General features: G+C 49.4%; 14 protein-coding genes. 10 read left to right on the forward strand and 4 right to left on the reverse strand.

The window, feature by feature from the left end; translation table 11 throughout:
- The first annotated feature begins 6 nt into the window (after positions 1-6).
- From ACYVB1_RS01885 to ACYVB1_RS01925, 9 genes are all read left to right on the forward strand, one after another.
- Complete coding sequence (locus ACYVB1_RS01885; RefSeq protein WP_460919921.1) at positions 7-432, forward strand: PaaI family thioesterase; 426 nt, start codon at positions 7-9, stop codon at positions 430-432.
- A gap of 5 nt (positions 433-437) precedes the next feature.
- Positions 438-1,646 carry a chorismate-binding protein gene (locus ACYVB1_RS01890; protein ID WP_460919923.1) on the forward strand — a complete coding sequence of 403 codons (1,209 nt, stop codon included), beginning with the start codon at positions 438-440 and terminating at the stop codon, positions 1,644-1,646.
- 188 nt (positions 1,647-1,834) lie between these two features.
- Positions 1,835-3,538 (forward strand): 2-succinyl-5-enolpyruvyl-6-hydroxy-3-cyclohexene-1-carboxylic-acid synthase, encoded by a 1,704-nt coding sequence (gene menD / locus ACYVB1_RS01895; protein WP_460919925.1) that lies wholly within the window; start codon positions 1,835-1,837, stop codon positions 3,536-3,538.
- 175 nt (positions 3,539-3,713) lie between these two features.
- Positions 3,714-4,178, forward strand: a complete 465-nt coding sequence (locus ACYVB1_RS01900; protein WP_460919927.1) for a DoxX family protein — start codon at positions 3,714-3,716, stop codon at positions 4,176-4,178.
- A gap of 197 nt (positions 4,179-4,375) precedes the next feature.
- Positions 4,376-4,855, forward strand: a complete 480-nt coding sequence (locus ACYVB1_RS01905) for a DoxX family protein (protein ID WP_460919929.1) — start codon at positions 4,376-4,378, stop codon at positions 4,853-4,855.
- 194 nt (positions 4,856-5,049) lie between these two features.
- Positions 5,050-6,162, forward strand: coding sequence for an AMP-binding protein (locus tag ACYVB1_RS01910; RefSeq protein WP_460919931.1), 1,113 nt, complete (start codon positions 5,050-5,052; stop codon positions 6,160-6,162).
- A 68-nt stretch (positions 6,163-6,230) separates the two neighbouring features.
- Entirely contained in the window at positions 6,231-7,106 is an 876-nt protein-coding gene (locus tag ACYVB1_RS01915) for an SMP-30/gluconolactonase/LRE family protein (protein WP_460919933.1), read from the forward strand.
- 88 nt (positions 7,107-7,194) lie between these two features.
- A complete protein-coding gene (locus tag ACYVB1_RS01920) occupies positions 7,195-8,115 on the forward strand; it encodes a hypothetical protein (protein ID WP_460919935.1) in 921 nt (306 codons plus the stop codon).
- An 80-nt stretch (positions 8,116-8,195) separates the two neighbouring features.
- Positions 8,196-8,609, forward strand: coding sequence for a hypothetical protein (locus tag ACYVB1_RS01925; protein WP_460919937.1), 414 nt, complete (start codon positions 8,196-8,198; stop codon positions 8,607-8,609).
- A gap of 104 nt (positions 8,610-8,713) precedes the next feature.
- Here the strand turns inward: ACYVB1_RS01925 and hutG are convergent, their stop codons facing one another.
- The 3 genes from hutG to hutU are packed head-to-tail and all read right to left on the reverse strand — an operon-like array spanning position 8,714 to position 12,708.
- Positions 8,714-9,688: a formimidoylglutamase gene (gene hutG, locus ACYVB1_RS01930; RefSeq protein ID WP_460919939.1), complete on the reverse strand. Its 975-nt coding sequence runs from the start codon at positions 9,686-9,688 to the stop codon at positions 8,714-8,716.
- A gap of 31 nt (positions 9,689-9,719) precedes the next feature.
- Positions 9,720-10,976, reverse strand: coding sequence for an imidazolonepropionase (gene hutI / locus ACYVB1_RS01935; RefSeq protein ID WP_460919941.1), 1,257 nt, complete (start codon positions 10,974-10,976; stop codon positions 9,720-9,722).
- Between the two features lie 19 nt (positions 10,977-10,995).
- The gene (gene hutU / locus ACYVB1_RS01940; RefSeq protein ID WP_460919943.1) at positions 10,996-12,708 is read right to left on the reverse strand and encodes a urocanate hydratase; all 1,713 of its coding nucleotides are present in this window, start codon (positions 12,706-12,708) and stop codon (positions 10,996-10,998) included.
- A 100-nt stretch (positions 12,709-12,808) separates the two neighbouring features.
- Here hutU and ACYVB1_RS01945 point away from each other — a divergent pair, with 100 nt between their 5' ends.
- A complete protein-coding gene (locus ACYVB1_RS01945) occupies positions 12,809-13,432 on the forward strand; it encodes a class I SAM-dependent methyltransferase (RefSeq protein ID WP_460919945.1) in 624 nt (207 codons plus the stop codon).
- 118 nt (positions 13,433-13,550) lie between these two features.
- Here ACYVB1_RS01945 and ACYVB1_RS01950 read toward each other — a convergent pair whose 3' ends face one another.
- Positions 13,551-14,507, reverse strand: a complete 957-nt coding sequence (locus tag ACYVB1_RS01950; protein ID WP_460919947.1) for a sugar phosphate isomerase/epimerase family protein — start codon at positions 14,505-14,507, stop codon at positions 13,551-13,553.
- Between the last annotated feature and the right edge of the window lie 4 nt (positions 14,508-14,511).

The following is a 14,511-nucleotide window of genomic DNA, read 5'->3' on the forward strand; positions in this document are numbered from 1 at the left end:
GCATACATGTCTACACACAAAAATAATAGTACGTTAGAACAGGTAAAGCAGTGGTGTAAAAATACCATGATGGAATACCTGGGCATCGAAATCACAGAGGTAGGCAATGATTACATCTGCGGAAAAATGCCGGTAGACCACCGCACGCACCAGCCAATGGGGCTTTTACATGGAGGCGCCTCTGTTGTACTGGCGGAGTCGCTGGCAAGCATGGGGGCTGCCCTTCAGGTAGATTTAACAAAAAAGGCCTGTGTTGGTTTAGAAATCAATGCAAATCATATCCGGGGTATCCGGGAAGGCTGGGTTTATGCCAAAGCCACGGCCATTCATGCCGGGCGCACGACACAGGTTTGGGAAACAAAAATAACAAACGAAGCAGGCGACCTGGTATGCATCAGCCGTATGACAGTGGCTGTAATAGACAAAAAATAAACATTATGGAACAAGCTACTGCTTCAGAAAGTGATGCAACTGGTGCAGAGGCACACTTCAACACCTTAGCTCCTGTAATTCATACGGCCATCGGGCAGGGGAAAGCAGTAGCAGCCTGGCGGTTGCCTCATACTCAGGAAGCACATGTCGCTGTGTCGCTTCAGGAAAGCTTCACCCCTACGCCTCCGACACTTGAAAACAGCCCCTTCGGCTTTCTCTTCTGCCCTTTTCAGGAAAGTGAGTTAACTCCTAACCTTTTTATCAAAGCGGATCTTTATTGTAACCAGGGAACAGGTAAACTTACCCCGGCGGCCGATGCGCCCGCACCTGAGGTAACGGATTTTATGCAAGCTATGGAGCTGGGTTCAGTTCCACATCACCGGAGTTGGCATACTTCAAACGCTGGCGTGCAGCAGCAGTCGGATTTGCATTTTCAGGAAGCTGTGGCGGCGGCTGTAGCTGCGATAAAGGAGGAGCAAATGGAGAAGGTGGTCCTATCCCGCAACAGCCTACTTCCCTTGCCCTTGCACCTGGACCTGGCAGCTGTCTTTGAGTTGATGTGCCAGAAGCACCCACGGGCCTTTGTTTCAATTGTTTCGGTTCCGGGCGTGGGAACCTGGGCTGGAGCCTCTCCTGAGATTCTGGTAAGTATAAATGAGCAACAGGTTTTCCATACAGTGGCGCTGGCAGGTACACAGCCTGCTACCGAGAGTGTAGCCGACGCTATCTGGCGACAGAAAGAAATTGAAGAGCAGGCCATGGTGGAACGCTACATCCTGCTCTGCTTCAAAAGCCTGCGCTTGCGCGAGTATACCGAAATAGGTCCGCGCACTGTGGTGGCAGGCAACCTGATGCACCTGCGCACCGACTTCAAAGTTGATCTGAAAGAGGTGGATTTCCCGAGCCTGGGAACAGAGATGCTGCGCTTGTTGCACCCTACTTCTGCTGTCTGCGGATTACCCAAAGCGCCCGCACTGCAGTTTTTACTGGAACACGAAGGCTATGACCGTAGTTACTACAGCGGGTTCTTAGGTCCTGTTAACAGTAAAGCAGGCACACACTTATTCGTGAACCTGCGCTGCATGCAATTGCTAAAAGACAAAGCCATCATTTACGCTGGCGCAGGTATTACGGCTGAGTCTGACCCAATTAAAGAATGGATGGAAACGCAGCATAAAATGGTAGCCATGCAGCGGATTCTTCAACAATTTTAAATTTCGCTTTTCGTTGCTCGTTATTCGTTGTTGGTTTTTAGTGTTTCGTTTTTAAGAGAGGATAAGTATGTGAAAGCTTTTTGATTTATACTCTATTTACCTTGAATGAACTGGAAGAATCTTTAACGGAATGCACTCCATGAGATACCCGAACACAAGCAACGAAAACGTTAAACGAACAAGGAAAAATGATCATCCAGCCTGTTGTGAATATAGCGGAAATATGTGCCCGGAAAGGTGTAGAGCAGGTGGTGCTCTCCCCTGGCTCCCGCTGTGCCCCCCTTACCATTGCCTTTGCCCGCCACCCAAAACTGAAGGTGCGTACGGTCAGCGATGAACGTGCAGCTGCTTTTATTGCACTGGGTATGGCCCTCACTACAGGAAAAACAACGGTACTGGTGTGCACTTCCGGCACGGCAGCCCTGAACTATGCTCCTGCCGTAGCAGAAGCATTCTTTCAGCAGGTGCCGCTGCTGGTGCTCACAGCCGACCGTCCTCCGGAGTGGGTTGATCAACTGGACGGACAAACCATCCGGCAGCAGCAGGTGTACGGGCAGCACATCAAGAAGAGTTATACTTTTCCTGTAGACTTTTCTCATCCGGATGCTGTATGGCATAGTGAACGCATGGTGTCCGATGCTTTAAATCAGGCGGTGGCTTTCCCCGCGGGCCCCGTGCATATCAATGTGCCGCTACGCGAGCCGTTTTATCCTGCCCCTGATGAAGAAGTAACTTTTGATGAAGGCATTAAAGTAATCGAGGAAGCGCAGAACACATTTGAACTGAGCAGCCAGCAGGTACAGCGGCTACAGCACGAACTGCAGCAGTACGAACGTGTGCTTATAGTGGCTGGTCAGGACAAACCAGATCAGCAGTTGCTGCAAAATCTGGAGACCTTCATCAAAACAAGAGGTGCTGTAGCTGTAGGAGACATCATCAGTAATGTGCAGCAAAGCAAAATGGTGATACGCTACCAGGATGCTATCTTCTCCTGCCCTGATGAAAAAAAACTCGCAGCACTGCAACCGGACCTGCTGATTACCTTTGGCAAGTCCATCATCTCCAAAAGCCTGAAGCTGTACCTCCGGAAACACAAGCCTCAGGCACACTGGCACCTGCAGGCTGCTGGAGATGTAGCCGACACTTTCCAGACTTTAACCAGCATCATACGCTGTACACCGGCTTCCTTTTTCGCCAGCATGGCAGGTACTGAAGAAAAAGCCACTAAGCACTATGCTGCAAAGTGGCAGGGAATGAATGAAAAAGCAGGCAACTTTTTAAAGCAGTATGTTTCCGGGGCTAACTACGGTGAGTTAGCGGTAGCAGCACGGGTGCTGCAGGCTTTACCGCAGCAAAGTCACCTGCACCTGGCTAACAGCATGTCGGTACGCTATGCCAACATACTGGCGCTGCAAACAGCGCAGCACGTCCAGGTGTATGCCAACCGGGGCACCAGCGGCATCGACGGTAGTAACAGTACTGCTGTCGGCTGCGCCCTTGTCAGTACCGGAATAACGACCCTCATCACCGGTGACCTTGCCTTCTTCTATGACAGGAACGGGCTTTGGCACAATTACCTGCCCCAGAACCTGCGCATTGTACTACTGAACAACCATGCTGGCGGCATTTTCCGGTTGATAGATGGGCCAAAGCAGCAGCCAGAACTGGAGCCTTACTTTGAAACGTATCAGGCACTGAATGCCGAAAACACTGCCCGGGATTTTATCCTGAACTATATGCCGGTGCATACCTTAGAGGCACTGGAGGAAACCTTACCCGCCTTCTTCTCACCAGAAGCCGGAGCGGGCATACTGGAGATTTTCACTGAAAGTCCTGCCAATGCAGATGCTTTCAACAAATACAGGCAGGAAGTCAGGAAAATTGACTATTAGTAGGCTAATTTAAAAGACCGTTGAACTGAATTATCTAAATAGCAGCACTCCTGGAACGGGTGCTGCTATTTTTTTAGGTCCAAAATAAATAAGGAATAACATCCTGCTCTGCAACAGATTAAGCCAATAAAAACGTATATCTAAATATAGCACCTGTCATATTTAATTTCTTGCCATGAGTTTAACACAGGAGATAAACAGTTCCGCCCGCGTTAACAGCGCCAGTAACCCTGTCTGGATGGATGGTCTACGCATTCTGCTTGGTCTTTTTTTATTCTTCAAAGGAATGATGTTCCTGGAATATACCAGCGATGTATTCTATATATTCAGTGAAAGGCAGGATATAATTGGTACCCGACATGCCTCGCTGCTTACCAGCACGGTACACATGGTGGGAGGACTGATGATAGCCTTTGGTTGCCTGACCCGCCTGGCACTGCTATGCCAGTTTCCCATCCTACTGGGAGCTGTCATGATTGTGAACCCACAACGTGGCGTTCATATGCAAAACACGGAGCTTTGGCTATCAATTATTATCACAGGTCTGCTGCTGTTCCTTATGATTGTCGGCCCGGGACGGTATTCTGTTGATAATAAAATCCTGCGGCAGAAACACCCGAAGCCAGATGACACGGTATGATATAAGACGAACACCTGGTTTTTCTTATAAAAGATTTCTCCGACAGCCAGTTTATTGTACCAAAAGCAGCCCCTTTCATAAAAAGTCTTAAAGCCTATCCAGAGGACACTTTAAAACAGTGGAGCAGGTTATGTCTAAATAAAAATTGTTTTCGTTTAAGTAATTATAAATCAATTTTTTACTTAAATGTTACAGCCATGAACCTGACACACAACATGTACCGCATCGAGCGCTGGTCTGATGCACACCACCCGCTCTGGCTAGACTTTCTCCGGGTAGGGCTCGGAGTTTTTTTGTTTATAAAGGGTATCATGTTTATACAGGATACCGGGGCCCTTTTGAGCATCATGCGAAAAAGTGAGTTTCCATGGGTGTCTGCTGGGCTGGCACATTATGTGGCCATGGCACATTTAGCAGGTGGGGTACTCATTGCCATAGGGCTTGTTACACGCGTAGCCATTCTTTTCCAGATCCCGATACTAATAGGTGCAGTGTTCTTCATAAACCCGGACCGGGGCTTTTATTCTGAGAACACAGAACTTTGGTCTTCCATTATTGTGCTTGCCCTGCTGATATTCTTTCTGGTTTTTGGCTCAGGCCGCTTTTCAGCAGATTATGTGCTCAGGGAAAAGAAAAAGGACAATGTACCTGAGGAAAAGAAAATGCACCGGCTTTAGCAGCTGGTTTCACAATAAATTCTAAAGCCACCTGCCTAGGAAATAAAAAAGGAGCAGGCAAAGAAAGGTTTCTTTGCCTGCTCCTCTTGTTTTAAAGCTGCTTTACGTACATTTTTGTAACGCAAGACAGATAAAAGCTTAACTTTCGCCACCCGGCCTTCCGTTTTATTCTCATACTGTTAATCAACGACTACATGAACGAAAAATATCTTCTGCTCAACGGCAAGAAATTTTATTACGACGAGATAGCAGCATATTCGTTCCGGAACAGCATTCCCCTGGACGGCTATGAGAGTAAAACCCTTGAATTCTGCCGCAACTGGTTAAACGGTGTTCAGGAGTTTCCTATCCAGACATCCGGCTCAACGGGTGCCCCTAAAACCATTAACCTGACGCGCAAGCAAATGGAAGCCAGTGCCCGCAGAACGATTCAGCTCCTGAACCTACGGCAGGGTGATTGTTCCCTGGTCTGCCTGAACACCGAATACATTGCTGGCATGATGATGATGGTGCGTGTTTTCATGGGTGATTTAAATGCCCTTGTTGTTGACCCGGTTGGCAACCCACTGTCGCTTGTAAGCCGTGAGGAGAAAATAGACTTTGCCGCTTTTGTGCCCATGCAAATGCAGACTATTTTGCAGGAGATGCCGGAGGCGCTACCACAACTGAACAGGATGAAAGGAATTCTGCTGGGGGGTGCTCCTGTGTCCGCTACTTTGCAACGGGAAATACAGCAGATAAAGGCGCCTGTTTACCTCACCTATGGCATGACTGAAACAGTATCGCACATAGCTGTGCGCCGCCTGAACGGCTCTGAAGCCACAGATTATTTCCAGGTGCTGGACGACATACAGATTGGCCTTGATAAACGCGGTTGCCTGACCATAAAAGGCGATATAACAAATAACGAGCTCCTGGTTACAAACGATATCGTAGAGCTTCTCACTCCTACCCGCTTCCGCTGGATCGGTCGCGCAGACAATACCATTAACACCGGTGGTGTGAAGGTACAGGTTGAGACAGTGGAGTCGGCCATTGCAGACGCCCTGGCTGAAACAGAAACCTCACCGCGCTTTTTTGTTGCCGCGCAACCAGATGAGCTGCTGGGTGAAAGAATTGTGCTGATTTTAGAGCGGGAGGCAATGAGTGAAGCTACAGAAAAAGAAATGTTTGCCCGCCTTCAAACGCGCCTGAAAAAGTATGAAGTACCCAGGGAAATCATTTACAGCCCTGCCTTTTCAGTAACAGCCACAGGTAAGGTTTCGCGCTTGCTCACTATGCGAAAGCTAGGCCTGTACACCGAATAAGCAACGGCCAATTTACAACAGCAGGAGCCTGAAGCCGTAGTATATATAATTCAACATTATAATATGTTATGCGAATTTTACTTCAGAATGCATGCTTCATTTTCCTGCTGGTTGGCCTGAACAGCTGTATCGGCAGGCTTTTTTCGTCCAGGGCTCCTGTCCAACTGGAGCAGGCCTGGGCATCAGACAATACCTTCCGCACTCCTGAATCAGTGATACACGACCCGGTGCGCAACACCATATATGTGACAAACATCAACAAGCAGTCTGGTAACCGGAAAGACGGAGATGGTTTCGTCTCCCGCCTGGGCACCAATGGTGAGATAGAAGAACTGTACTGGGTATCTGGCCTGAACGACCCGAAAGGAACAGCCTTACATAACAATGTGCTCTATGTGGCCGATGTAGATGAGATTGTAGCTATTTCAACACAGTCGGGCTCGGTGCTGGGTAAATACAAAGCCGAGAATGCCCGGAATCTGAATGGCATTGCCGTGGATGATAATGGAACTGTGTTTGTAACTGATTCAGAACATAAACGCATTTACCAGCTTCGCAATGGCCGCGTGAGTACCTGGATAGACAACACCAGGCGCGACAACCCGAATGGGATATTCGTAGATGGCAACCGTATGATTGTAGCCTTTAAGAACAGCGGCAAAGTACGGCTCCTGGATCCGGAGACAAAAAATTTCACTGACTGGACCGATGGAATAAAGGCAGCAGACGGCATTGCGGAGGCCGGGGAAGGGAATTACCTGGTATCGAGCTGGGACGGTGAAATATTTTATATAAACAGTGATGGTAAAAGCTGGAGCGTACTGAACACACAGAGCCAGAACATGAATACCGCCGACATCAGTTATGCCGACAGATTGGGGGTGCTGCTGGTACCAACCTTTAAGGATAACAGAGTAGTAGCTTACAGGATAAGACAACGATAAACATCACCCATCCTTGAAAAAGGCAGCAGCACAGGTGGTGTTTGCTGCCTTTTTTATATTGCGTTATAGTAAATCTAAATGATATAGGATGATAAAGCTCCCCACCCTGCATATACTGAATGGTGACGCCTCTCTCCCAGCTTTCCAGGCGGCCAGACTTCCGGGGCAGGTAATGGTATGGCGGGAGATACTTTCTGAAGGACCTGCTTTGGCCAGTGTTCCGGAAGAAACGTTCTGGCAAAAGCGGCAAACTTATATCACAAAGACATACGGAGAAACAGCCGCCGCTTATAAAAAGAAAGTGCTGGATGAGCTTCCCAAGTTAGATGCCGCAGGTGGATTCTTTGAAGTAGTGCTGTGGTTTGATACTGATTTGATGTGCCGGGTTAACCTCTTGTACCTCCTGCATCGTCTGTACCAACTTCAACCGAATGCCATCTCGGTCTGTACACCACTCCTGGATCAAACCGTTTCGCTGCTGAAGCCGAATAAGTTGCAACAACTGTTTCTTAACCGGCAACAGCAAACAGGCATTCAGCTAGCTCATGCACACGAACTGTGGCACCTTTACGGCTCACCGGACCCTTTACAAATGCAGCGCTATCTACAGCAGCACAAAGAAGCTGTGGCCCCTCACCTTAGCCAGGCTTTAGCGCTACACCTGAAACGCTTCCCGGACTGTGCTAACGGATTAGGCCATCCAGAGAAGGCACTGTTGCGGCTCGTACAGCAGGGCGCATTCACAAAAGAACAGCTGTTTCAACAATTCTGGAAGCAACTTCATGAATATGGATTTGGTGACTGGCAGCTTCTGCAACTTCTGAAGTACCTGCATCCTGAACTGGTGGAAGAGAAGAATGAACTAAAGCTAACTTCATTGGGAGCGGAAGTCTTAGAAAACAAAGCAGCCTTTAAACCCAAAGCACATTGGCTTGGTGGAGTTAAAATAGACACAGGTAATAAACTGTGCTACAACACGATGACTAAACAACTGCAAATTTCTTCCTGAAGAATAGCCATTTCAGAAAGTTTGGCCTTAAATCTGCATATCTTCGGCTGTACCTGTACTTTTATGAACGGAATATGAAGATGAAGCAGAAGTATACCCTGGCGCTAGCCACCGCATTACCGCTGGCAGCAGCACTTTCCCTGAGCAGTACTGCTCAAAATCTTGTAAGTCCAGCGCCAACGCAGCATACCCACCAGGTGCTGTTGAGCTCTGATGCACAGCATGGAGATACTTATGAGACACTTTCCGGAATAAATCTTTCTTATACTGGCAAAGGCACCTATCAGCTTGATTTTACTCAAAAGTTAAAAGAGGATGCTGTGCTCAGCATCAAGAATACAGCTCAAAAAGTTGTATATCAGAAGCCAGTAAACATTAAAGATAACAGAACCAGTTGGCGTTATAAACTAGGTAAACTGAAACCCGGCACCTACCTGGTAGAAGTTATGACCAGCGACACTACCTACTGGACCAAATTTAAAATCGGCCGCTAATAAAAACCGCCTCACAGTTTCTTCCTGTGAGGCGGTTTTTATTTAAGGATACGGTTGCTCCTGGCAGTTACATCATCCAAAGCCCTAACCTGCTCCAGCCACTCCTATACTTTTGCCCACTCTTTTACGGTATGATAAAGCAATCCTGCGCCAAGTTTCGCGGTCCTGTTGTCGATATCAAACCCTGGATTGAGCTCTGCTATATCAAGGCTAATCAGTTTGCCGCTCGAGATGGCCTGTTCCAGCAACAGTAGCACAATTTGCGGCTGAAGCCCCAGGGCATTCACGGCGCTGACACCGGGAGCATAAGCAGCAGCAAACACGTCAAGGTCTATTGTCAGGTACAGAGCCTCCACCTCCTCCAGCCACTCCTTTAGTTGTACCTGCACCTCATGTAGGTGACGCGCCTCTACACGCTCGGCCAGTACATACTTTACCTGCAGCTTTTCTGCTGCCTTAAACAGAACTCCAGTGTTTCCATGCTCCTGAATTCCGATGCAGTGATAAATGAACTCGCGTCCCTGTGCCTGTAGCTTGTCAGCCATCTGCAAAAAGGGCGTACCAGAACTTGGTTGCTGCGCATAACTGCGTAAATCAAAATGCGCATCAAAATTGAGAATGCCAAGTCGCAACTTCACAGTGGCCTTATCCAGCCCCAAAAAATGCCCAAAGGCTGTTTCATGGCCGCCGCCCAGCACGAGTGGCCGATAGCCTTTTTGCAGTAACAGCGCCACTTTTCTGCCTAACTGTTCCTGAGCTTCCTCCAGGTTCTGGTTTGTGCACAGCACATCTCCGGCATCGCAGAGCAATGCTTGTGGTGGCAGGTGGTATGCAAAAGAAGCCATGGCAGCCCGTAGCTTTAAAGGTCCTTCAACCGCCCCTGTTCTACCCTGGTTGCGGCGCACCCCTTCGTCACTGCAAAAGCCAATAAAAGCAAAGGCAACATTATTTTCTGCCACAGAAGGTACATCACCGGTTAAATCCAGAAAATGTATGACCTGGTGCCAGCGATATTTCAGTTCACCATCAAGAGGATCTGTGCGTCCTTTCCAGGCCTGGCTTGATGCGGGTTTATACATTTAATCAATTGTTAGAGATGATGAAACAACACTACTGTGCCTGTACAAGGGTGCCTCTCTTCCAGACTTTAGCGGGTTTTAACTTGCCCTGCATATAAAAAATCTCCCTGTAGTCAGCTATCGGAAAAGCAATCATATCGGCTAACAGACCTTTTGCTAACTTGCCCCTGTCTGTAAGTTGCAGCGCACGCGCAGCCCGGGAGGTGATTGCGGCTAATGTCTCTGCAGTGGAAAGCTTTTCGGCAGCACTAAGGAGCGCCGCCTGCGTCAACAAATCTCCCATCGGTGCGGAACCAGGATTCCAGTCGGTGGCAATGGCCAGGCACAGCCCGTTGTCGAGTAGCTTGCGTGCCGGTGCATACTGCATTCCCAGGCCAAGCGAGGCACCCGGCAATACGACAGCCACCACTCCTGCCTCTTGCAGCAGCGCGATAGCCCCTGCATCACTGGCCTCCAGGTGATCCGCACTCAGGGCACCAGCTTCAGCCGCTACGCTACTCCCACCGGTACTGAACTGGTCTGCATGCACTGTTACGTCAAAGCCCATTTTTCTGGCCTTCAACAGGTACTCCAAAGACTGTTTCTGGTTGAACGCTGTTTCCTCTACAAAAATATCGACCCGGTTTGCAAGACCCTGCTCCTGCACCTGCGGTAAGAGCTCATCCAGCAGATGCTGCAGGTAAACACCTGAATCAGTATACTCCGGTGGACGTGTATGAGCAGCCAGGCAGGTAGGTATCAAATCCAGCGCATGATGTTTGTTAACCAAGGCGATTGCCTCCAGCATTTTTAATTCATCATCTACCGTAAGGCCGTAACCGCTTTTTACTTCACAGGTGGTAACTCCTTCGGAAAGGTGGCGGTTACAGCGCTTCTTCAGCAGGTCTACCAGTTCTATCAAGGTAGCCTCCCTGGTTTTATGCACCGTGTCCAGTATACCGCCGCCGCCACGCGCTATCTCCAGGTAAGATACGCCTGACACCCGCAGGGCGTAATCTTTGGCGCGGGAGCCAGCATAACAAATATGGGTATGCGCATCTATCAGCCCTGGCAAAAGCACCATCGGCTGCTCTATCTTCTCTATGTGGTAATTTTGTTCCTGCGCCTCCTGCTCCAGCTTCTGAAAGGAATCCACCTTTACAATTTTCTCCTCTTTTACCAGGACAGCGGCATGTTCCAGCACCTGCAGTTGCGCGTCTTTTATTGGGCCTGTTCCCGGCAAACCATTCATAGGCAGAACCTGGCTGAACGGGCCGACTAAGATGGCTTTAGGCTTTTCTGATTTCATAGTTCGTCATTGGTTTCATCTATAGGTCTAAACCAAACTTTGCAGCATTGGCCTGCGCTGTTTCGTAACCTGCATCTGCGTGCCGGAAAATGCCTAGTGCCGGATCGTTGTGCAGCACACGGCGCAGGCAACGACCGGCCCTGTCGGTACCATCTGCTAAGATAACCATTCCGGCATGTTGTGAATAGCCAATGCCAACGCCGCCCCCGTGGTGGAAAGAAACCCAGGTGGCTCCTCCTCCGGTATTGGCCATCAGGTTGAGCAGGGGCCAGTCTGATAAGGCATCAGAGCCATCTTTCATTCCTTCCGTTTCACGGTAAGGAGAAGCCACAGAGCCACAGTCGAGGTGGTCACGCCCAATCACAAGGGGGGCCTTGACCTTCCCTTCCCGCACTAGCTGATTAAACAGCAACCCTGCCTGTTCGCGCTCACCCATTCCCAGCCAGCAGATGCGGCAAGGCAGTCCCTGAAACGCCACCTTTTTCTCCGCCTCCTCCAGCCAGTTTATCATGTGCCTGTTATCAGGAAAGAGTGATTTCAGCGCCTCATCCGTTACTCGTATATCCTCCGGGTCTCCTGACAGTGCAGCCCAACGGAAGGGACCTTTGCCCTCACAAAAAAGAGGGCGGATATACTCCGGCACAAAACCCGGAATCCGGAAAGCTTTCGCTTCCCCACCCTGCTGCGCAAACTCCCGAAGGTTATTGCCATAGTCAAAGACTTTGCTCCCCCTTTTCTGCATCTCCAGCATGCATCGCACATGCTGCGCCATACTTTTAAGCGAACGTTCTTTATACGCATCCGGCCTGGATGCCCGTAAGGCCTTTGCCTCTTCCAAAGACAAGCCTGCGGGAACATAACCGTTTAACGGATCATGGGCAGAAGTCTGGTCGGTCAGTATATCGGGAACAATGTTATCCTGCAGCAGGCGTTCCAGCACGTCACTTATATTGCCGACCAGGCCTACTGATACTGCATCACCATTTACCTTTGCTTCCAGTACCCACTCGATGGCCTCCTTGTAGTCAAACGTCATTTTATCGATATAGCGGGTTTGGAGGCGCTTCCGGATGCGCTCCGGGTCAATGTCCACTCCCAGAAATGTGGCACCGGCCATTGTAGCTGCCAGAGGCTGTGCGCCTCCCATGCCCCCCAAACCGCCTGTTACCAGCAGCCGGTGGCGCAGGTCTCCCTGGAAGTGCTTTTCTGCGCAGGCTACAAATGTTTCGTACGTGCCCTGCAGAATGCCCTGTGTGCCAATGTAAATCCAGCTGCCAGCCGTCATCTGGCCATACATGATAAGGCCACGCTTGCGAAGGTCGTTAAAGTGTTCCCACGTCGCCCAGTGTGGCACCAGGTTACTGTTCGCAATCATCACACGCGGCGCCTCCGGGTGCGTCCGCACCTTTCCCACCGGCTTTCCGGACTGCACCAGCAGGCTTTCGTCCTCCTCCAGTTCCAGCAACACTTCTACTATCCTGCGGGCATCTTCCGGGGTGCGTGCCGCCTGTCCTGTACCACCGTATACCACCAGATCTGCAGGCGCTTCCGCCACTTCGGCTGTCAGGTTGTTTAAAAACATGCGAAGGGCAGCTTCTGCCTGCCAGTTTTTTGCGTTCAGTTCCGCACCACGCGGAGGAAGATACGTAGGGTGCGTGGCATATTTCTGCAGGAACTGTTCTTTTGTGAGCCGGGTATGCTGTGAGGAAGCAGTTACAGGAATAGTATTCATAGTCTGTGGTTTTATGAAGCGTCTAATCAATTATGCGAAAATTTCTCTAAATAGTATAGAAAAAGTCTCTTAAATTGAGTCAGAATCAAACAAAACCTCTATGAACGTACCTGCACTTGCAAATTTGCCTGCTGTTTTCGGGAATATCGATATTTACCTGTTCGACCAGCTGCTGAAAGGCCGTATCAGGGAAGGGATGAAATTATTTGACGCAGGCTGTGGCGCCGGACGCAACATACAGTACCTGCTGCAGGCTGGGGTAAAGGTGTATGGAGCCGATGTCTCGGAAGAAGCCATCAGGCAGGCGGGTGCATTGGCAAAGCAGTTGACCGGAGAAGAACCAGGAAAAGATTTCATAGTCTCTGACTTGGCAGCTTTGCCCTTTCCCCATGCTTATTTTGATGTAGTACTGTGCAGTGCGGTGCTACACTTTGCCAGAGACGAGCGCCACTTCAGAAGTATGGTGCAGGAACTGTGGCGCGTGCTGAAGCCGGGTGGCATGCTGTTTAGCCGCCTTAGCACGACCATCGGGATGGAAGGAAAGCTGGAACAGGTAAGCGAACGAAATTACCAGATGCCGCATGGCCACATTTGGTTTCTGGCGGATGAGGCACTGCTGCGGGAACTGGCGGTATCTTTAAACGCCGAATTGCTGGAACCGGTGAAGACTGTTCTGGTGGAGCAGCAAAGAAGTATGACAACCTGGGTGCTGCAAAAGCGATAACCCGACTGCTAAACTTTTTCCCGTTAAAAAGCCCCTGCACTATATGCTTTAAAAGCAATAAGCACAGGGGCTTCCATTTATTTGGCTCTGGCAGTTTGCTTACCAGAAGATGATCAGGTTAAGACAATAATGTGTTAGCTACATAGTCATGGCTCTGCCGGATACTCTGGTATGGATCCATGTTAGCGGCGAAGTTTTCCTGCTCTACATAAATATGCTCCACATTGGAGGCAGCCTGGTTAAACAGCGACTTGTAGTCGATGCTGCCACTGCCGATCTCTGTGTTCAGGGTACGGTCGTTTTTGTCCATATCCTTTACATGCCACATCACAAAACGGTTCGGGTTCTCATTCATCATGGCAACAGGATCCTTATCCGCTCTGTAGGCCCAGTAAAGGTCCAGCTCCATCTTCACTAATTCAGGATCAGTTTCCTGCAACAGAATCTGGTAACCTGTGGTGTCACCAAACTGCTTAAATTCAAAGTCGTGGTTGTGGTAAGCCAGTTTTAGCCCCTCCTCGTTCACTTTTTTGGCAGCCTCATTGATTCGCTGGGCAAGTTTCCTGTAGTCATCTGCACTCTGGCGGAGAGAGTCGCCCAGGTAAGGTATGGTGATGTAGGTTTGGCCAATGGTTTTAGCAGCATCTATGTAGGATTGTAGCAACTGCTCATTTCCACCGGATAAATATGGGTCCATGCCATAATGCCCGCTTGGGCTTGTCAAATTATGCGACTTCAACAAGTCATTGAATGCGCTTGCATCAAGGCCAAAGAAGCCGTTTTCTGCAGAATAACCATAGGTCTCTACTTTTTTATAACCTGCCTCAGCTACTTTTGCAATCACAGACTCAATGCCCTCACTGCCAATTTGCTCACGCAGCGAGTAAAGCTGCAAACCAATCGCTTTATCTGTGTTGTTAGTACCGGTACCGGTACCTGTTGTTGCCGTAGCATCAGTTGTAGCGGCTTCCTGGTTGCCCTCATTGTTAGAGTTACAGGAAATAAGGGATGGAGTGATGAAAACCCCGGCTGATAATAAACCAGCTGCTCGAAGGAAAGATCTTCTTTTGTTCATTATG

This window comes from Pontibacter brevis, from assembly GCF_054779655.1.